The following is a 17472-nucleotide window of genomic DNA, read 5'->3' as shown; positions in this document are numbered from 1 at the left end:
GATGAGCTCCGCCGCCCGCAGCGCGGCACCGGTCCCCGGCCGCCGTTCCACCAAGCAGCGCGCTGCCGTCGTCGAGCTGCTCAACGAGATCGACGACTTCCGCTCCGCCCAGGAGCTGCACGACGAACTCCGCAAGCGCGGCGACGGCATCGGCCTGACCACGGTCTACCGGACCCTGCAGTCGCTGTCCGAGGCCGGCGAGATCGATGTGCTCCGCACCGACTCGGGCGAGGCCATCTACCGCCGCTGCTCCTCGCATCACCATCACCACCTCGTGTGCCGCGTCTGCGGGCACACGGTGGAGGTCGAAGGCCCCGCCGTCGAGCGGTGGGCCGAGAAGATCGCCTCGACGCACGGTTTCTCCGAGATCAGCCACACCGTCGAGATCGTCGGCACCTGCGACAAGCACTGACCCACAATCAGGCCTTCGTAGCGCGTCGGGTTGTCCGGGGTCGTGAGTGGTACGGCCGGTTCTAACCGGTCATACCACTCACGAGCTTTTAGTACTCGTAAGGGTCCTTGGGGGTGTCGATGCGGCGGATGGTCGCGACCGTGAAGTCCGGCGTGTAGCTGTTGTCCTTCTTGGCCGTGCCCGGCACGGCCTGGCCCGTCACCTCGACCCACGAGTCGCTCGCGAGGCCGGAGACGTCGCCGAGCAAGCGGGTGGTCACCGGGTAGGCGTCGGCCGCGCAGCAGCTGATCACCATGCGGGCGAGCATTGTTCCGTCGGCCGAGTGCACGATGAAGCCCGACAGCGAGATCGTGCGGCCGTTCAACGTTCCGTTGCCGTCCCAGCCCGCGCGGCTCACGAAGGCCGACATGCTCAGGGGGACGACATCGCCCGCGGGCAACGGCGGGAAGGCCGCGGCGTCCTGGGCGGAGGCGGACTGGGGCGCGCGGGCTTCCGTTCGAGTCACCGAGTCGGCGCCCAAAGCCGGTGGGGCGACCAGAAAAACCGCCAAGACCGGGACCATCAGGAGCCAGGCCGAGCGGGCCGAATGATGGTGGCCGTCGTGCGCGGCGACCTTTTCCCTGAGGTCGCGCAGGATCGCGACCGCGCCCAAACCGACCATCACCGCGCCGCCCGCGATGATCCAAGGTTGCTGGGATGGCTTGACGTAGCGCAGGTAGTCGCCGTTGATGGCGATCTTGAGCAGGGCGCCGCCGAGCAGGATCAACAGGATGTTCTGGGTTTCGCGTTTCACAGGAACACAACTCCCGCTCCGACTGCGCACAGGATGGCGACGATGAACGTCACCGGGGCGAACCGGGACGCGAAGGATTTGCCGAATGTTCCGGCCTGCAAGGCGAAGAGTTTCACGTCGACCGCGGGGCCGACCACCAGGAAGACCAGCTTGGGCAGCAATGGCAATGCCGAGAACGAGGCCGCGACGAAGGCGTCGGCCTCGCTGCACAACGCGAGCACGACCGCGAGTACCGCCATCACGAGGATGCCGAGCACGATCTGCTCGCTCAGCACGCCGAACCATTGGTGTGGAACGAGAACGCCCATCGCGGACGAGATCAGCGCGCCTAGTACGAGGAAGCCGCCTGCCTCGACCAGGTCGGTGCGGGCGGTCTCCACGAAGGTCTTCCAGCGGGCACCGGGCTCGACGTCGGGGAGCCTGCGCAGCGCGCGCTCGGTGATCCACTCGAGTTTGCCCCAGCGGGCCCAGAGCCAGCCCATGACCATCGCCGTGAGCAGTGAGCCGGCGAAGCGGGCTGCGACCATCTCGGGTTTGCCGGGGAAGGCGACCGCCGTCGCGACCAGCACGACCGGGTTCACCGCGGGCGCGGCCAGCAGGAACGTCAACGCGGCCGCCGGGGCGACGCCTTGGCCCATCAGGCGCCTGGCGACCGGGACCGACGCGCATTCGCAGCCGGGCAGTGCGACTCCGGCGAGTCCGGCGACGCCGACCGCGACGCCTTGCTTCTTCGGGAGCACCTTCTCGAGGACGCGGGCGGGGACGAAGGCCGCGATCGCGCCACTGATCAGGACGCCGAGCACCAGGAACGGCAGCGCCTGGACGCAGACGGCGACGAACACCGTGGCGCCGGTGCGCAGCGCCGGGACGTCGAGGACGCCCTGGAGCTGGGATTGGGCGAGGATCGCGATGAGCAGGATGGCGCACAAGACCTCGATCGAGGAGATCTTGAACTTCGACTTCTGCTCGGGGGCGCTGGTCACCGGAGTGATAATGCCACCCATTGTCAAAACGGTGTAGCTACCCCGGCGGGTCGCCCGGCGACGGCGTCTCCGGGCTGCGCTGGGCCTCGACCTGGATCTCGATGTTGGTCTTGTGGGCGATCGGGTCCCAGATCTCCTCGAACGGTCCCATCAGCGACCCGCCGCTGCCCGCGCGCTTGGCGCGGACGGCGTACCAGGCGAACGCCGCCAGAAAGAGGGGCAGGCTGAGAAACGTGGCCACGGGTGCCAGGAACTCCATGCGCTCGACGATACGCGGGGTCGTGAGTGTTCCGGCCGGTTCTAACCGGCCGGAACACTCACGAGTCAGTCCGCGGAAGCCAGCAGGTCGGTGCGCAGCTGCGAAGCCGTCGAGATCACCAGCATCAGCAGGGTGCCCAGCGGCGCCGGGTCCATGCCCTCGGCCGGGAACGCGTAGCGCAGGGTCACGTCGACGCCGCGCTCGGTATGGACGACGCCCAGCGTCCCGAAGAGACCCTGGCCCGCCCGCTCGGCGACCGAAGCCGCGAGCACCTGGTCGTCCGGCAGATCCCAGGCGACCACGCAGGTCAGGCTCAGCACCGTGAGGCCCTCGGCGAGCCTGGTCGCCTGGATGACGCAAGGCACGTCGGCGTGCGCGAAGGTCAGCGCGCCGTCGTCGTCGACGCGGACCTCCAAGTAGCGCTCCAGCGCCTCGCGGGCGAGCGTCAGCAGGGAGGCCGTCGAGGCCGCTTCCGTGGTCACGACTTACCTTCCGAAGCGGCGTCGACGGCCGCGCCGAAGCGGCGGTCGCGCTTCGCGAACTCGAGGCAGGCGTGCCACAGGTGGGTGCGGTCGAAATCCGGGAAAAGCGTGTCCTGGAAGACCATCTCGGCGTACGCGGACTGCCAGAGCATGAAGTTGGACGTCCGCAGCTCACCGGAGGGGCGCAGGAACAGGTCCACGTCCGGCATTTCGGGCTGGTACAGGTACTTCGCGATGGTGCGCTCGTCGACCTTGTCCGGGTTGATCTTGCCCTCGGCCACACCCTGCGCGATCTTGCGGACGGCGTCGCCGATCTCCGCGCGGCCGCCGTAGTTGACGCACATGGTCATGTTCAGCGCCGTGTTGTGCTTGGTCTTCTCTTCGGCGATCTGCAGTTCCTTGATCACGCTCGCCCACAGCCTCGGCCTGCGCCCGGCCCAGCGGATGCGCACACCGATCGAGCCGAGGTAGTCGACCTGGCGGCGGATGGTGTCGCGGTTGAAGCCCATCAGGAACTTCACCTCTTCGGGGCTGCGCTTCCAGTTCTCCGTGGAGAACGCGTACACCGAAAGCCACTTCACGCCCAGCTCGACCGCGCCGCTGGCGACGTCGATCATCACGGCCTCGCCGCGCTTGTGCCCCTCGATGCGCGGCAGGCCGCGCTGGTTGGCCCAGCGGCCGTTGCCGTCCATCACCAGCGCCACGTGGTTCGGCACCAGCTCACGCGGGATCTGCGGCGGCTTCGCGCCGGACTCGTGCGGCTCCGGCGCCCGCAGTTCGATTCGTGACGCCTTGTTCTCGCGTCCCCTGCGCAGCACGGCCGCCTCCTCGAGCCTCGAAATCACACCGGCACTGACCCTACTTGCCGGTCACCGCACGCCTTTCGACAAGGGGTAGCGAGCGCAGCTGACGCTCCAGATGCCACTGCAGATGCGCCGCGACCAGCCCGCTCGCGTCGCGGCGGCAGCCGGGCAGCGAGGCCTCGGCCACCGGCCATTCGCCGTGCAGTAACGCGCTGAGCAGCACGAGCACCTCCGGCGCCGGGTGCACGGCGCCGGGAACGCGGCAGTTCGGGCACATCGAGCCGCCGCCCTGCACGCTGAACGCCTTGTGCGGACCGGGCAGGCCGCAGCGCGCGCACTCGGTGATCGCGGGCTCCCAGCCCGCGTATGCCATGGCGCGCAGGAAGAACGCGTCCAGGATGAGCGAAGAATCACGCTCACCGCCCGCCAGCGCCCGCAGCGCGCCGACGGCCAGCAGATACAGCTTGAGCGACGGCTCGCCCTCTTCGGCGGCGAGCCGGTCCGTGGTTTCGGCGATCGCGCTGGCCGCCGTGTAGCGCTGGTAGTCAGCGACGATCGGCAGGTGGAACGCGTCGACCGTCTCGACCTGAGTGATCACGTCCAGCGTGCGCCCGGTGTAGAACTGCACGTCCACATGCCCGAACGGCTCCAGCCGCGCGCCGAAGCGCGAGGACGTGCGCCGCACGCCCTTCGCGACGGCGCGGACCTTGCCGTGCCGCCGCGTGAGGAGCGTGACGATGCGATCGGCCTCGCCCAGCTTGTGCGTCCGCAACACCACGCCGGTGTCGCGATACAGGTTCACCACGCGTACATCGTCCCACCACGGTCCGACAGTTTCAGCAGTACGACCCCGAACACACCGCGGCGGCCGCGATGACGATCACGACGACGACCGCGATCAGCGCGAGACAGCTGATGGCGCCGACGATCGTCGCGATGAGACAGAGCGTCTTGGTCGCCTTCGACGCGTCGAGCGCCATCGCGTAGTTGCCCTGCAGCTTGAACGCGGCGACCTCGTTCGACTTCATCAGCGCGAAGATCCCGACGATCAGGAACAGGAAGAGACTCCCGATCGCCCAGCCCTTGTAGTCCGGGATCGCGTTGATGTCGGCGCCTTCCGGCGGCGGGCCGCCGTACGTCGGCTGGCCGAAGGGCGCCGGCGGGCCGTACTGCGACGGGGGCTGCTGCCCGTAGGGGTCGGTCATCGGAGTCGGCTTAGACGAACGCGCCGGCGATGATCGCGATGAGGCCGAACACGCAGCTGATGCCCGCCAGCACGTTGCCGATGATGCACAGTGTCTTGGTCGTGCGCGAAGCCTGCTCGGCCGCCGCGTAGTTGCCCTGCATCTTGTACTGGCCGACCTCGTTGGACTTGAAGATCGCGATGATGCCGAAGATCCCGCCGAAGAAGATCGAGATGATCGCCCAGGTCTTGTAGTCCGGGATGTCGCCACCAGCCATACCCATGCCGGGGCCACCGAAGCCGGGCTGGCCATAAGGCTGTCCGTAAGGAGCCGGCTGGCCATAGGGCGCGGGCTGACCGTACGGCGCCGGGACCGCGCCGGACGGCGGGCCGTAGCCGGGCGCGGGCATGCCACCCGAAGGAGGACCGTAGCCAGGCTGTTGCGGCTGCTGCCCATAAGGCTGCTGGCCGAAGGGCTGCTGGCCGTACGGATTGGTCATCGGGAGTCCCCCTAGCTGTGGTCAAACCGGACCCGGCACGAGCCGGTGCGCGGGAGCGTACCCGTTCGACGGCGGCACTCGCGTCCTGGTTCCCTCAAACGCGTAACGCGGTGAACGGCGCGAACGGCAGGTTTCGGACGACGAACCACAGAGCGAACGCGACACCGAAAGCCAGGGGTGTCCAACGCCAGTGCAGCCAGCTGTTCACCCAGCGGCCGCGCAGCCTGCCGACCGCCCACGCCGCGGTGCTCCACACGAACAGCAGTCCCATGAGGAAGGTCAGCGCGTTGTAGTGCAGCGCGGCCGGAATGTCGCCGTGCAGCAGGCTGTACAGCATCCGCATGCCGCCGCAGCCGGGGCAGGTGATGCCGAGCAACGCCTTGGTCGGGCACACCGGCAGCGGGCCGCCGGGAGTGGTCGGATCGCCGATGAGCACCGCCGCGCAGCACACCCCGCCCGCCGCGACGACGGCGAGCGGCGGGGCCAGCGCGCGTGTCTTCGCGCGCCGGCCCTGCGCCGGGTGTCCGGTGTAGACGGTCGTCATTGGTTCGGCAGGTCGCTGAAGGACAGGCCGAGTATCACGGCGAACACCACGATGCCGATGGCGACGAGCACGCCGAGCACGCCCGTCACGATCGCCGACCAGATGGCCCACTTCTTGGCCTCGTCGGCGGCCTGCCGCGCCGCGGCGTGCTGACCGGAGAACCACAGGCCTTGCACCTGGTTCGCCTTGATGATCGACACGATGCCGAGCGGCAGGCAGCACATGAGCGTCGAGAGGATCGCCCAGACCATGTTGTTGTCCGGCGGGGGCGTGTACATCGGCGGCGGGTAGCCGCCCTGCTCGCTCATGCTAGAAACCCAGTCTGCGCAACTGCTTCGGGTCGCGCTGCCAGTCCTTGGCCACCTTGATGTGCAGGTCGAGGTAGACCTTCATGCCGAGCAGCGCCTCGATGTGCGCACGCGCGCTCGCGCCGACCTGCTTGAGCCGCTCGCCCTTGTGCCCGAGGATGATCCCCTTCTGGCTGGGGCGTTCGACGTACAGGAAAGCGTGGATGTCGACGAGGTCGTCGCGCCCCTCACGCGGCAGCATCTCCTCGACGACGACCGCGATCGAGTGCGGCAGCTCGTCGCGGACGCCTTCGAGCGCCGCCTCGCGGATGAGCTCGGCGACCAGCGTCTGCTCCGGCTCGTCGGTCAGCTCGCCGCCGGGATAGAGCTGCGGGCCCTCGGGCAGCTTCTGCACCAGCAGGTCCGCCAGCGCGCCGACCTGGAAACCGTCCTTCGCGGAGACCGGGATCAGGTCGGCGAACGCCATCACGTCCTGCAGCGCCAGCAACTGCTCCATGACCTGCTGCGGCTGCACGAGGTCGGTCTTGGTGACCACGCCGACGACCGGGGTCCGCTTGGCGATCTTGACGAGCTCTGCGGCGATGAACCGGTCGCCGGGGCCGATCTTTTCGTTGGCGGGCACGCAAAAGCCGACAACGTCCACTTCGGACCAGGTGGAGTGCACGATGTCGTTGAGCCGCTCGCCGAGCAGCGTGCGCGGGCGGTGCAGGCCGGGCGTGTCGATGAGCACGAGCTGCGAGTCGTCACGGTGCACGATGCCGCGGATGGCGTGCCGCGTGGTCTGCGGCTTGCTGGAGGTGATCGCGACCTTGCTGCCGACCAGCGCGTTCGTCAGCGTCGACTTGCCCGCGTTGGGCCGCCCGACGAAACAGGCGAAGCCGGAACGATGCTCGGCCATCAGCTGATCACCGTGCCGGACGGGTCGGCCAGGTAGACCGGCGCGTGCTCGGACAGGTCGCGCACGGCGTGCACCGAAGCCTCCTTGAGCAGTCCCTCGCCGCTGACGACGACCGCGGCTTCGATGCCTTCCGCGCCACTGGACACGGCCGCGGCGACCGCCGCCTGCAGCGCGGTCAGCTTGAAGGACGGCTGGTCGACGGTGGCCGCGGCGTAGGTGCGGCCGTCGGTGTCGCGCACCGCGGCGCCTTCGGCTGCCTGGATCCTGGCCCTCGACGAACGGGCCAGCGTCACCAGCTTCTGGTCCTCGGGGTCCAGCTCAGGCATGTTCAACGCTCCTGTCATCAGGTTTCGGCACGCGGGTGCGCTTGCGCTCGACGGAGGTGTCGGCCGGATAGACGACCACCGAGGTGATCCGCATCCGCCCGCGCCGGTCCTTGCCGCCCTCGGCGTACAGCCGCAGTCCGGCGACCTCGGCCTCCGCACCCGGTAGCGGGACCCTACCCAGCCGCTCGGCGAGCAGCCCGCCGACGGTCTCCACGTCGTGGTCTTCTTCGAGATCGAGGCCGAACAGCTCGCCGAGGTCGTCGATGCCGAGCCGCGACGACACGCGCAGCGCGCCGTTCTCCAGCTCCTCGACGTCGGGCCGCTCGTCGGTGTCGGACTCGTCGGTGATCTCGCCGACGATCTCCTCGAGCACGTCTTCGATGGTCAGCAGGCCCGCGGTGCCGCCGTACTCGTCGACCGCGATGGCCATGTGGTTGTGCGAGACCTGCATTTCCTTCAGCAGGTCGTCGAGCCGCTTCGAGTCGGGCACGTAGCTCGCCGGGTTCATCAACTCACCGACGAGGCGCTGTGGCCCGTTTTCGGCCATGTACGCGGGCATCAGGTCCTTGATGTTGGCGACGCCGACGATCTCGTCGACCGACTCGCCGATCACCGGCACCCTGGTGAACCCGGTCCGCAACGCCAGCGCAAGCGCTTGCCTCACGGTCTTCGTCTGCTCGATCCAGACGATCTCGGTGCGCGGCACCATCACCTCGCGCGCGACCGTGTCACCCAGCTCGAACACCGAGTGGATCATCTCGCGCTCGGAGTCCTCGACGACGCCGCGTTCCTGCGCGAGGTCGACCAGCTCGCGCAGCTCGACTTCCGAGGTGAACGGGCCCTCGCGGAACCCCTTGCCGGGGGTGATGGCGTTACCGATGACGATCAGCAGCCTGCTCAGCGGCCCCATCAGCGTGCCGAGCACGCGGACCGGGCCCGCCAGCAGCGTGCCGACGCGGTACGGGTGCTGACGGCCGATGGTGCGCGGGCCGACGCCGATCAGGACGTAGCTGACGATCACCATCACCGCGGCCGAGACGAGCACGGCCACCGCGAGCGGGTGGATCAGCTGCACGAACGCGACCGTGACCAGCACGGTCGCGGTGAGCTCGCAGCCCAGTCGCAGCAGCAACAGCAGGTTGATGTGCCTGCGGCGTTCCGCGACGACGGCGGCCAGCTGGCGCGCGCCGACCCGGCCGATGCGGACGAGACCGTCGACCCTGGCAGGCGAGACCGTGCTGACCGCGGCGTCCGCTGCCGCGAACACACCGGCGAACAGCACCAGCGCGATCGCGAAGACCAGCATGGCTACGGGGTTTCCGGCTGTTCGCCGGACTGCGCGTCGAGACCGGCGATCCCGAGCACGCGGTCGTCGGCGCTGCGCTGCGCGTCCTGGCGCCGCGCCGCGGAGACGGCGTCCTGGAACTCGCCGAGTATCCGCTTCTGCAGCCCGAACATCTCGCGCTCTTCGGCGGGCTCCGCGTGGTCGTAGCCCAGCAGGTGCAGCACGCCGTGCACGGTCAGCAGGTGCAGCTCGTCGAGCAGCCCGTGGCCGGCGGTCTTGGCCTGGTCCTTGGCGAACGCCGGGCACAGCACGATGTCACCGAGCAGCGCGGGCGACGGGTCCGCGGCGTCGGGACGGCGGGACTGCTCCAGCTCGTCCATCGGGAAGGCCATCACGTCGGTGGGGCCGGGCAGGTCCATCCAGCGGACGTGCAGGTCCTCCATCACGTCGAGCGTGACGAGGAGAACGGACAGCTCGGCGAGCGGGCTGACCTCCATCTTGTCCAGCGCGAAGCGGGCGGCGGACACGATCGACGTCTCGTCGACCGCCACTCCCGACTCGTTGGCGATCTCGATGCTCACCGGCGACCCTTCCAGCCATTCCCGGGCGCCTGCTCGTCCTGCACGGCCTGCCACTTCTCGTACGCGTCGACGATGTCGCCGACCAGTTTGTGCCGCACCACGTCCTGGCTGGTCAGCTGGGCGAAGTGCAGGTCGTCGACCCCTTCGAGGATGTCCTTGACCACGCGCAGGCCGCTCTTCTGCCCGGACGGCAGGTCGACCTGGGTGACGTCACCGGTGACCACGATCTTCGAGCCGAAGCCGAGCCGGGTCAGGAACATCTTCATCTGCTCGGGCGTGGTGTTCTGCGCCTCGTCGAGAATGATGAAGGCGTCGTTCAATGTGTTGTGCGTCAGCAGGTAGTCCTCGGTCACGTACAGCGAGTCCGCGGCCGCGACCTGGATGCACACAGCCTCCGCACGGCCCTCGGGCTCGATGCTGTCGATGAAGCGCATCGGACGGCCACCACCGCCTGCTGCGTGGTACTTGTCGCGCTTGCGGCCCAGCCGGAACGGCTCGACACCGGCAGGCAGGCGGATGTCGATGATGTGCGCGTCGTGCCGATAACCGACCTCGCGCCCATTCGCGAACCCGGGCTTCCGGCCTTCGGCCTTGCGGCACCGGGTGTAGGCGACACCGCCCAGTGACCGCACCAGGCGGATCACGTCATCCTTGAGGGCAGCCGAGGTGGTCGTGTACTGGATGCGGCAGGTGCGGCCGAGCTGAGTGACCGGACCGCCATCCGAATCCAGCAGCCCTTGAAGAACGGCCAGGCGAACTTCGGCGGAGTTGTCGAGGTAAGCGTCGGGGATGAACTTGGAGTGCGAGCGGCTCCCCAGCAATTCCAGCGCGCGCAGCATGCCGGTGACCGGGTTCTCCAGAGTGATGACTTCGCCGGCCGCGCGGATCCGGTTGAGCGTGTAGTCCACGCCGCCCTTGTGCCGGACCAGCACCCCGGGCAGCGCTGTTTCCAGCGCCACGGCGAGTTCGGGATCGTTCGTCGCGAACCCGGGCGTGGTCGATCCCGTCAAGCAGCCGTCGCCGAGCAGCAGGCCGAGCGCGTACGGGTCCATCGGAACAGGCTGCGCGGGGTGGCACACCGGAGCGGAAAGCAACGGCAGCTCGTACCGCCGAGCGTGGGCGGCGCGCAGGTTGCCGATCATCTCTTGGGTCTGCAGCACTCGCCAAGGCTTGTCGCGGCGCCGGTCGGACGCGGTCCTGACAGTCCAGAGGTGCTCGCCGCAGCACAGCGTCGAAGAACCGTCCTGGGCCTTGACCCGGTAGATGTCCTTCTCACCTTGCGGGAACACGCCGAGGACCGGCGTCGGCTCACCATTCGAGCCGATGACCAGGTCGCCGACGGCGAGCTCGCCGATCGGACGGAAGCCGTCCGGCGTGAGCACCTTGGTGAAGACCGGTTGCGCCCGGCCGCGCATGTAGGCGAGCGGCGCGATCTCGATGGTCCCGGCCGCCATGAGCTTGGGGATGGAGTCGGGCTCGACCATGTCGTGCAGCGCGTCGTAGAGCGGGCGCAGGTACGGGTCGATCTTCTCGTTGAGCGTGCCGGGCAGGTAGCCGAGCCGCTCGCCCGCTTCGACGGCCGGGCGGGTCAGCACGATGCGCGTGACCTGCTTGGCCTGGAGTGCCTGGACGGCCTTCGCCATGGCGAGGTACGTCTTGCCGGTACCGGCCGGGCCGATCCCGAACACGATCGTGTGCTTGTCGATGGCGTCGACGTACTTCTTCTGGTTGAGCGTCTTGGGCCGGATGGTCTTCCCGCGGCGCGAGATGATGTCCATGCTCAGCACTTCGGCCGGTGACTCGCCGGAGTCGGTGGAGAGCATGCCGACGGTGCGACGGACCGTGCTCGGGTCGATCTGCTGACCGCGGCCGGCGAGTGTCACCAGTTCGGCGAACACCCGCTCGGCGAACGCGACGTCAGCAGGCGCGCCGGTGAGCGTGACTTCGTTGCCTCGGACGTGGACGTCCGCTTCGAGCAGTTCTTCGACTACCCGGAGATTCTCGTCCCGTGATCCCAGCAGGGCCAGCGCGGCCGCGTCGGGGATCGGGAACCGGGACTGCGCCGCGGACTCGTTCTTGCCGACGTCCGGTCGTGCGGCCCCACCCTCTGCCGTACCTGCCACGTGCCCTCGGGCCCACTTTCTGCGCTAACGCCGTTCCACTTCCGACCCCACGATGCTAGCCGCACGCCGTACCCGGACGCAGTCCGGTTTCCCTCTGGCTCGCTCAGGCCCCGAACCGGCTCAGCGGCTCCCCGCCCAGCACATGGGCGTGCACATGGAAAACGGTCTGCCCGGCATCACCGTCCGTGTTGAACACGACCCGGTACCCGGACTCCTTGATCCCCTCGAGCTCGGCCACCTTCTCAGCCGAGGCGACGACGTCGGCCAGCAGCCGCGGATCAGCGGCCGCCAAAGCCGCCAGGTTCCGGTACCGCGTCTTGGGCACGACCAGCACATGCACCTTCGCCTGCGGCCCAATGTCCCGAAACGCCAACGTCGTCTCAGTCTCATACACGATCTCGGCCGGAATCTCCCGAGCAATGATCTGCTCGAACAACGTCTCACTCATCCCCAAACCCTACTATTGAGGGGAAACGCGAAGGTGGCGTGATCGTCGGCTCGGCGTGGGGGTCGTGAGTGGTACGACCGGTTCTAACCAGCGAAAACACTCACGACCCGTTCTCGGGCTGCCTCGTCCGTGGCTGAACCGCCCCGGGTTTGATGGAGGCTCCATCGTGTGAGTGAGGATGGAGTTATGGCCCGGTCTTCGAGGCATCCGCGTGAGGTGCGTGAGCGCGCGGTTGCGCTGGTGTTTGAGCAGGTAGAGCAGTATTCGTCGCAGTGGGAGGCGATCACGTCGATCGCAGCGAAGGTCGGGGTGTCGGCGGAGAGCCTGCGCCGGTGGGTGCGGCAGGCTGAGACCGATCAGGGGGCGCGGTCGGGTGTGACGACCGAGGAGGAGCAGCGGATCCGGGAGTTGGAGCGGGAGAATCGTGAGTTGCGGCGGGCGAACGAGATTCTGAAGGCGGCGTCGGCTTTCTTCGCGAGGGAGCTCGACCCTCGACCGCCACGCTCGTAACGTTCATCACGGAATATAGGGACCGGTTCGGAGTCGAGCCGATCTGTGCCGTGCTGACCGAGTTCGGGATCAAGATCGCTCCGTCCACTTATTATGCCGCCCTCTCTCGCCCGGTATCGGCGAGGGAAGTTCGCGACGAGGAACTGAAAAAGGAAATCCGACGTGTGTATGACGATAATTATCGGGTGTATGGTGCCCGGAAAATATGGTGGCAGCTGAACCGTGAGGGCGTCGCCGTCGGGCGGGGCCGGGTGGAGCGGCTCATGCGCGCGCTGGGCCTGGCCGGCGCGGTCCGGGGAAGACGGTGCGCACGACGGTGTCCGATCCTGATGGTGTCCGCGCCGCGGACCTGGTGAGACGCCAGTTCGCCGCCGGTGCGCCGAATCGGTTGTGGGTAGCGGACTTCACCTACGTCGCGACCTGGGCGGGCGCGGTCTACGTCGCGTTCGCCATTGACGTGTTCTCCCGCAAGATCGTCGGCTGGCGCGTGAGTATGTCCAAGGAAACCGATCTGGTGCTCGACGCTATCGAGCAGGGGTTGCGGCATAGGGACTACCGGTGGAGCGAGGGGCAAGAAAAGTTGATTCACCATTCCGACGCCGGAAGTCAATATACTTCTTTCCGGTTCACGCAGCATCTTATCGATTCGGGTATCGACGCGTCGATCGGCACAGTTGGCGACGCTCTGGACAACGCACTCGCGGAATCTGCCATCGGTCTTTATAAACCGAGTTGATTAAACCGAACGGGCCGTGGCACAATAAACAAGAAGTCGACGTCGCCACCGCAGCGTGGGTCGAGTGGTACAACAACCAGCGACTCCATGGAGCGTGCGGCGGCCGACCACCCGTCGAGTTCGAGACCCTGTACGAGTCAGGTGACCTGATCAGCCTGGTCGCCTGACCCCAACAACGAGTCTCTACCGAACCCGGGGCGGTTCAGTGAGTGGTACGGCCGGTTCTAACCCAATGCCACGTAGCTTGAGTTGATCAGGCTGCGCGGGTGAGTCCGCGTAGCCTGATCGTGGGTGGGCTGGGGTGGCGGGTGCTGGCTGGTTCGGTGCGTGTCTTGGCGCGGTATGCGTTGTGGCGTAACCGTTTGACCGCGCGTGGGCATGTTCGGTGTCGGCGGGGCGGGAGGGGTTTGCCGGTGATGTCGGCCAGGATCGTGGGTAGTGCGTCAGTCCAGTCCGGAGGGGGAAAAACCCGCCGTGCCGGTGGCGGAACGACGGGCGATACGCAGGACACGGCTGTAGCTGATCCGGTCGGGGTCGAGATCTGCGGCCTCGGCCGCGCGGGCGATCAGGACACTCAGGGCGTAATGGACGGTCAGCCACGCCCAGATCTCCTGATGCACCAGCTCCGGAAGCCTCGATCGCAGGATCTTGCCCGGCCCTCGAAGATGGGTTTTGAGCTGGTCATTGACGGTTTCCTCCTCCCAGCGCTGGTGATAAGCCGCGGCGAGTTCCTCGGCGGCCGCGTCGTCGGAGTCGGTGATGTTCGTGAGCAGCACGATCAGCTCACCGGTGCCGTTGCCCACGCGGTCGGGGATGTCGTATTCCACGACCCGGACCAGGTGTGCCTCCTCGGGGTGGATCTGGTCCCCGGCCATCGCAGCGTCGAGAATCTGACGACGACGGCCCGCTCCGCGGACCTTCGGGTTGATCAGAACCGTGAGATAAGACCCGTCGGACAGAACCCGCACCACCGGCAACGCCAGGTTCGCCGGTGCCCGCCACAACAACGCCGCACCCGTGCGTGAGGCGCTGTCCCACGCGTCCCAGCTATAGAAATTCCGGTCCGCGGTCAGCAGCTCATCAGCAAGCAGACGCGGATAGAGCTCCTGCGCCAAGGTTTGCTCCCCCGTCGCATAGGCGCCGACGCGAGCGGCGAGGAACGCGTGCGTGCCGCATTCGGCCAGCGCCACCACCCGCGCTTTCGGAAAGGCCGAGCGATGCTTGCCCGATCCGGCATACCCGAACTCCTCCACATTGCCCGCGGTGTCGGGCAGGTCGACCTCGAACCCGTCGATCGCCAGCAACCTCCACCCCCGCAACCACGCGCCACGCGTGTCCGAGGTCGCCACCGCCTGCGCGACACCCTCGAACACCTGCTCCATCACCACCGGCCCCAACCGTTTACGAGCCTGAGTGATCCCACTGGCCGTCGGCACCGACCAGGACGCATCCCAGCACCCGAACCGCGACAACGACCCGGTCACCTTCGTCGCGACCTCCTCATAATCATCGTCGGGGAACAAGCACATCGCCATCGTCAGCACCGCCACCACACGCGGCGGCAGCTTCCCATCCGACCGCTTCGCCCCCACCCCGCACGCCGCGATCGCGGCGTCGATCACATCCCGATCCACCGCCGCCACCAGCACACCCAGCGACACCTGATCCGGGCTGGCCGTCACACCTGAACTCATAACCGACGATCAGACCAGCCCGCCCCAGACAACCCACACCGCCACGCCGCAAACCCACCACCACAAACAAGATCAACTTAAGCTACGTGGCATTGGGTTAGAACCGGCCATACCACTCACGACCCCACAACCCCCCAATTTTCCAAATACCTGGAATCCACCCCATTTGATTCGTTTCAAAACCCAAAACCCATTCACCTCCATGAATACCCGCCCAACCCAAGAAACCCACCTAGGATCGAGGGCCGCCAGGCCCAACGATCCGACCCCACTCACAAACGGGACCACGCTGGGTCGGGACATGCCGCACCGTGGGGGGTTTGGGGGGCTCGGCCCCCCAAAATAATCGCGAAACCGCAAAGGCGCAGGTTAGTGGCGTAGCGCCCGAGCGCCGCCAGGCGCGAGAAGCGAAGCCACAACCAAAGACGCCGCGGCGCGGTGGAGCCTGGGGGTCGCTCCACCGCCGCCGCGGCTCCGCCGGACCGAGGGGGGAGGTGCCCGGCGGGGATCTGCGATGTGCGGCTTGGGCCTTGCACATCGAAAACCGTGTGTTGTGCTTCGGTTAACGAGAGTAACGGGTCTTGGCTTGGTCGCGCCAGGACTGGGCGCAAAATGTGTCTATATTTTTCCCAGGTTTCGAAGACGCTCGGTAGCCGAAGTGACTGGGCGTGCTCAGTTCCAGCGGGTTGTGAGCGCTCCGAGTGCACCGAGAGCGACTGTTGCAGCAGTGGATGTGCGAAGTACGGTCGGTCCGAGACGCACTGTGTGCGCGCCCGCGTCCGAAAGGGTGGTCAGTTCCTCGTCGGTGATTCCTCCTTCTGGACCGACCACGAGGAGCAATTCTCCGGTTGCGGGGAGTGTGAGGTCTGTGAGTCGTTCGGTGATGCCGGATTCGAGGACGAGTGCGAGGTCCGCGAACTCGATGAGGGTGACGAGTTCGCGGGTCGTGACGGGCTCGAGTACCGGTGGGACGTAGGCGCGGCGGGCTTGCTTGGCGGCGGCGCGTGCGGTGTTTCGCCAGCGGGCCAAGGCTTTCTCGCCGCGTGCGCCTTCCTCCCATTTGGCGACGCTGCGGGCTGCGCGCCAGGGGATGATGGTGTCGACGCCTGCTTCGGTGGCGAGTTCGACGGCGAGTTCGCCGCGGTCGCCTTTGGCCAGCGCTTGAACGACGTTCACCCGTAGCGCGGGTGGCGGTTCGACCCAGCGTTCCTCGATCTGCAGTCCCAGTGCGGGATCTCGGCCGCCTTGCACGCCGTCGATGACGCATCGGACGAGTCCGCCCGCGCCGTCGGAGAGCAGGATCCGCTCCCCTACGCGCATTCGGCGGACGGTCACGGCGTGCCGGGCTTCCTCGCCGTCGAAGATGACCGAATCCATCGGCGGCAGTTTGTCGACGAGGAAGACCGGCAGTGTCGTTTCGGGCATCAGCGATTCTTGGCGCGCAGCTTGGAGAACAGGCCGCCGTGCTTGGTGCCGTTGTTCGCGAGTGTCGGCACTTCCTCGCCGCGCTGGCGGGCGAGGTCGTGGAGGAGTTCGCGTTGCGCCTCGTCGAGTTTCGTGGGCACCACGACGTCGATGTGGACGTGCAGGTCGCCGCGGCCGTCGACGCGCCCGGAGGAGCGCAGGCGCGGCATGCCCTTGCCGGTGAGCACGAGTTCGGTCGCGGGCTGGGTGCCCGGCTCGATCTCGAGGTCGTAGTCGCCGTCGATGAGTGTCTCGATCGGTACGCTCGCGCCGAGTGCCGCGGTGGTCATCGGGACGCGGAAGTTGCAGTGCAAATCGTTGCCCTGCCTGACGAACACCTCGTGCGGCGCCTCGTCGATCTCGACGTACAGGTCGCCTGCCGGGCCGCCGCCCGAGCCGACCTCGCCCTGTCCGGAGAGCCGGATCCGCATGCCGTCGCCGACGCCGGGCGGGATCTTCGCGGTGACCGAGCGGCGGGAGCGGACGCGGCCGTCGCCGCCGCATTTCTGGCAGGGGTCGCTGATGACCTCGCCGAAGCCGCGGCACACCGGGCACGGCCGCGCGGTGACGACCTGGCCGAGGAAGGACCGCTGCACGGACTGGATCTCGCCCATGCCGCCGCAGGTGTCACAGGTGTGCACGGAGCCGCCCTCGGCGGTGCCCGCGCCGCGGCAGAGGTCGCAGAGGATCGCGGTGTCGACGGCTATCTCTTTGTCGACACCGGTCGCGCACTCTTCGAGCGTCAGGCCGATGCGGATGAGCGCGTCGGATCCGGGCTGGACGCGGCTGCGCGGCCCGCGGCCTCGTCCGCCGCCGCCACCGGCCGCGCCGAAGAAGGCGTCCATGATGTCGCCGAGCCCGCCGAAGCCGGCGAACGGGTCTCCCCCGCCGCCCCCACGTCCGGCGCCGTTGTCCATCGGGTCGCCGCCGAGGTCGACGATCTTGCGCTTCTGCGGGTCCGACAGGACCTCGTACGCCGTGGTGACCTCACCGAACCGGTGCTGCGCGTCCTCCGACGGGTTCACGTCCGGGTGCAGCTCGCGGGCCAGTTTGCGGTACGCGCGCTTGATCTCCTGATCGGTCGCGTTCTTGGCCACGCCGAGAGTGCCGTAGTAGTCCCTCGCCACCGGTTTTCCTTGC

19 protein-coding genes, 4 pseudogenes and 1 other annotated feature are annotated in these 17472 nt (G+C 67.8%); of the genes and pseudogenes, 2 read left to right on the top strand and 21 right to left on the bottom strand.

The features are described from left to right. The first annotated feature begins 1 nt into the window (after window position 1). The gene (locus AB5J62_RS10180) at window positions 2-412 is read left to right on the top strand and encodes a Fur family transcriptional regulator (RefSeq protein ID WP_370950223.1); all 411 of its coding nucleotides are present in this window, start codon (window positions 2-4) and stop codon (window positions 410-412) included. A gap of 88 nt (window positions 413-500) precedes the next feature. Here AB5J62_RS10180 and AB5J62_RS10175 read toward each other — a convergent pair whose 3' ends face one another. The 18 genes and pseudogenes from AB5J62_RS10175 to AB5J62_RS10090 all read right to left on the bottom strand — a co-directional run bounded on the left by AB5J62_RS10175 (window position 501) and on the right by AB5J62_RS10090 (window position 11934). Next, window positions 501-1205 carry a TIGR03943 family protein gene (locus tag AB5J62_RS10175; protein WP_370947933.1) on the bottom strand — a complete coding sequence of 235 codons (705 nt, stop codon included), beginning with the start codon at window positions 1203-1205 and terminating at the stop codon, window positions 501-503. Beyond that, a complete protein-coding gene (locus AB5J62_RS10170) occupies window positions 1202-2209 on the bottom strand; it encodes a permease (protein ID WP_370947932.1) in 1008 nt (335 codons plus the stop codon). Before AB5J62_RS10170 ends, AB5J62_RS10175 begins: the two co-directional genes overlap by 4 nt. Before the next feature lie 16 nt (window positions 2210-2225). After that, a complete protein-coding gene (locus AB5J62_RS10165; protein ID WP_370947931.1) occupies window positions 2226-2447 on the bottom strand; it encodes a hypothetical protein in 222 nt (73 codons plus the stop codon). A 65-nt stretch (window positions 2448-2512) separates the two neighbouring features. After that, entirely contained in the window at window positions 2513-2929 is a 417-nt protein-coding gene (locus AB5J62_RS10160; protein ID WP_091291491.1) for a hypothetical protein, read from the bottom strand. Next, entirely contained in the window at window positions 2926-3747 is an 822-nt protein-coding gene (locus tag AB5J62_RS10155; RefSeq protein WP_370947930.1) for an isoprenyl transferase, read from the bottom strand. Before AB5J62_RS10155 ends, AB5J62_RS10160 begins: the two co-directional genes overlap by 4 nt. Window positions 3748-3787: 40 nt before the next feature. Further along, window positions 3788-4537: a DNA repair protein RecO gene (gene recO / locus AB5J62_RS10150; RefSeq protein WP_091291495.1), complete on the bottom strand. Its 750-nt coding sequence runs from the start codon at window positions 4535-4537 to the stop codon at window positions 3788-3790. 31 nt (window positions 4538-4568) lie between these two features. Then, complete coding sequence (locus tag AB5J62_RS10145; protein ID WP_370947929.1) at window positions 4569-4937, bottom strand: CD225/dispanin family protein; 369 nt, start codon at window positions 4935-4937, stop codon at window positions 4569-4571. Window positions 4938-4947: 10 nt separating this feature from the next. Then, window positions 4948-5415: a CD225/dispanin family protein gene (locus AB5J62_RS10140; RefSeq protein ID WP_370947928.1), complete on the bottom strand. Its 468-nt coding sequence runs from the start codon at window positions 5413-5415 to the stop codon at window positions 4948-4950. 94 nt (window positions 5416-5509) lie between these two features. Continuing rightward, window positions 5510-5959 (bottom strand): DUF2752 domain-containing protein, encoded by a 450-nt coding sequence (locus tag AB5J62_RS10135; protein WP_370947927.1) that lies wholly within the window; start codon window positions 5957-5959, stop codon window positions 5510-5512. Beyond that, complete coding sequence (locus tag AB5J62_RS10130) at window positions 5956-6267, bottom strand: CD225/dispanin family protein (RefSeq protein WP_370947926.1); 312 nt, start codon at window positions 6265-6267, stop codon at window positions 5956-5958. Before AB5J62_RS10130 ends, AB5J62_RS10135 begins: the two co-directional genes overlap by 4 nt. A 1-nt stretch (window position 6268) precedes the next feature. Further along, on the bottom strand, window positions 6269-7165 hold the full coding sequence (gene era / locus AB5J62_RS10125; RefSeq protein WP_370947924.1) for a GTPase Era: 897 nt from the start codon (window positions 7163-7165) through the stop codon (window positions 6269-6271). Further along, entirely contained in the window at window positions 7165-7491 is a 327-nt protein-coding gene (locus tag AB5J62_RS10120; protein ID WP_370947923.1) for a cytidine deaminase, read from the bottom strand. Before AB5J62_RS10120 ends, era begins: the two co-directional genes overlap by 1 nt. Further along, window positions 7484-8797 (bottom strand): hemolysin family protein, encoded by a 1314-nt coding sequence (locus tag AB5J62_RS10115; protein ID WP_370947922.1) that lies wholly within the window; start codon window positions 8795-8797, stop codon window positions 7484-7486. The genes AB5J62_RS10120 and AB5J62_RS10115 overlap by 8 nt, the downstream gene beginning before the upstream one ends. A 2-nt stretch (window positions 8798-8799) precedes the next feature. Continuing rightward, window positions 8800-9357, bottom strand: a complete 558-nt coding sequence (gene ybeY, locus AB5J62_RS10110) for an rRNA maturation RNase YbeY (protein WP_370947921.1) — start codon at window positions 9355-9357, stop codon at window positions 8800-8802. Next, window positions 9354-9683: pseudogene (locus tag AB5J62_RS10105) on the bottom strand (PhoH family protein); the annotation flags it as partial. The pseudogene AB5J62_RS10105 and the gene ybeY, both read right to left, overlap by 4 nt. Before the next feature lie 258 nt (window positions 9684-9941). Continuing rightward, a pseudogene (locus AB5J62_RS10100) lies at window positions 9942-10196 on the bottom strand (LAGLIDADG family homing endonuclease); the annotation flags it as partial. A 564-nt stretch (window positions 10197-10760) separates the two neighbouring features. Then, window positions 10761-11480 (bottom strand): annotated as a pseudogene (locus AB5J62_RS10095) (PhoH family protein); the annotation flags it as partial. A 103-nt stretch (window positions 11481-11583) separates the two neighbouring features. Then, a complete protein-coding gene (locus AB5J62_RS10090; protein ID WP_370947920.1) occupies window positions 11584-11934 on the bottom strand; it encodes a histidine triad nucleotide-binding protein in 351 nt (116 codons plus the stop codon). Between the two features lie 180 nt (window positions 11935-12114). Between AB5J62_RS10090 and AB5J62_RS10085 the strand changes: the two are divergent. Beyond that, window positions 12115-13341, top strand: a pseudogene (locus AB5J62_RS10085) (IS3 family transposase). Beyond that, window positions 12393-12521: a sequence feature (AL1L pseudoknot), on the top strand. (Overlaps the previous pseudogene by 129 nt.) A 276-nt stretch (window positions 13342-13617) precedes the next feature. Here the strand turns inward: AB5J62_RS10085 and AB5J62_RS10080 are convergent. The 3 genes from AB5J62_RS10080 to dnaJ form a co-directional block, all read right to left on the bottom strand. Continuing rightward, window positions 13618-14868 (bottom strand): IS4 family transposase, encoded by a 1251-nt coding sequence (locus tag AB5J62_RS10080; protein WP_370947919.1) that lies wholly within the window; start codon window positions 14866-14868, stop codon window positions 13618-13620. A gap of 672 nt (window positions 14869-15540) precedes the next feature. After that, window positions 15541-16293 (bottom strand): 16S rRNA (uracil(1498)-N(3))-methyltransferase, encoded by a 753-nt coding sequence (locus AB5J62_RS10075; protein ID WP_370947918.1) that lies wholly within the window; start codon window positions 16291-16293, stop codon window positions 15541-15543. Continuing rightward, complete coding sequence (gene dnaJ / locus AB5J62_RS10070) at window positions 16293-17459, bottom strand: molecular chaperone DnaJ (RefSeq protein WP_370947917.1); 1167 nt, start codon at window positions 17457-17459, stop codon at window positions 16293-16295. The genes AB5J62_RS10075 and dnaJ overlap by 1 nt, the downstream gene beginning before the upstream one ends. Window positions 17460-17472 lie beyond the last annotated feature (13 nt).

The organism is Amycolatopsis sp. cg5 (genome assembly GCF_041346955.1).
Lineage (GTDB): Bacteria > Actinomycetota > Actinomycetes > Mycobacteriales > Pseudonocardiaceae > Amycolatopsis.
Note: the sequence above shows the minus strand (reverse complement) of the source record. Positions and strands in the feature narration are given on the sequence as shown.

What these genes read in the sequence shown, in the direction of transcription:
- AB5J62_RS10180 (WP_370950223.1), top strand. Translation starts at nt 2, where the DNA reads ATGAGCTCCGCCGCCCGCAGCGCGGCACCGGTCCCCGGCCGCCGTTCC.
- AB5J62_RS10170 (WP_370947932.1), bottom strand. Translation starts at nt 2,209, where the DNA reads ATGGGTGGCATTATCACTCCGGTGACCAGCGCCCCCGAGCAGAAGTCG.
- AB5J62_RS10165 (WP_370947931.1), bottom strand. Translation starts at nt 2,447, where the DNA reads ATGGAGTTCCTGGCACCCGTGGCCACGTTTCTCAGCCTGCCCCTCTTT.
- AB5J62_RS10145 (WP_370947929.1), bottom strand. Translation starts at nt 4,937, where the DNA reads ATGACCGACCCCTACGGGCAGCAGCCCCCGTCGCAGTACGGCCCGCCG.
- AB5J62_RS10140 (WP_370947928.1), bottom strand. Translation starts at nt 5,415, where the DNA reads ATGACCAATCCGTACGGCCAGCAGCCCTTCGGCCAGCAGCCTTATGGG.
- AB5J62_RS10135 (WP_370947927.1), bottom strand. Translation starts at nt 5,959, where the DNA reads ATGACGACCGTCTACACCGGACACCCGGCGCAGGGCCGGCGCGCGAAG.
- AB5J62_RS10130 (WP_370947926.1), bottom strand. Translation starts at nt 6,267, where the DNA reads ATGAGCGAGCAGGGCGGCTACCCGCCGCCGATGTACACGCCCCCGCCG.
- era (WP_370947924.1), bottom strand. Translation starts at nt 7,165, where the DNA reads ATGGCCGAGCATCGTTCCGGCTTCGCCTGTTTCGTCGGGCGGCCCAAC.
- AB5J62_RS10120 (WP_370947923.1), bottom strand. Translation starts at nt 7,491, where the DNA reads ATGCCTGAGCTGGACCCCGAGGACCAGAAGCTGGTGACGCTGGCCCGT.
- AB5J62_RS10115 (WP_370947922.1), bottom strand. Translation starts at nt 8,797, where the DNA reads ATGCTGGTCTTCGCGATCGCGCTGGTGCTGTTCGCCGGTGTGTTCGCG.
- AB5J62_RS10080 (WP_370947919.1), bottom strand. Translation starts at nt 14,868, where the DNA reads ATGAGTTCAGGTGTGACGGCCAGCCCGGATCAGGTGTCGCTGGGTGTG.
- AB5J62_RS10075 (WP_370947918.1), bottom strand. Translation starts at nt 16,293, where the DNA reads ATGCCCGAAACGACACTGCCGGTCTTCCTCGTCGACAAACTGCCGCCG.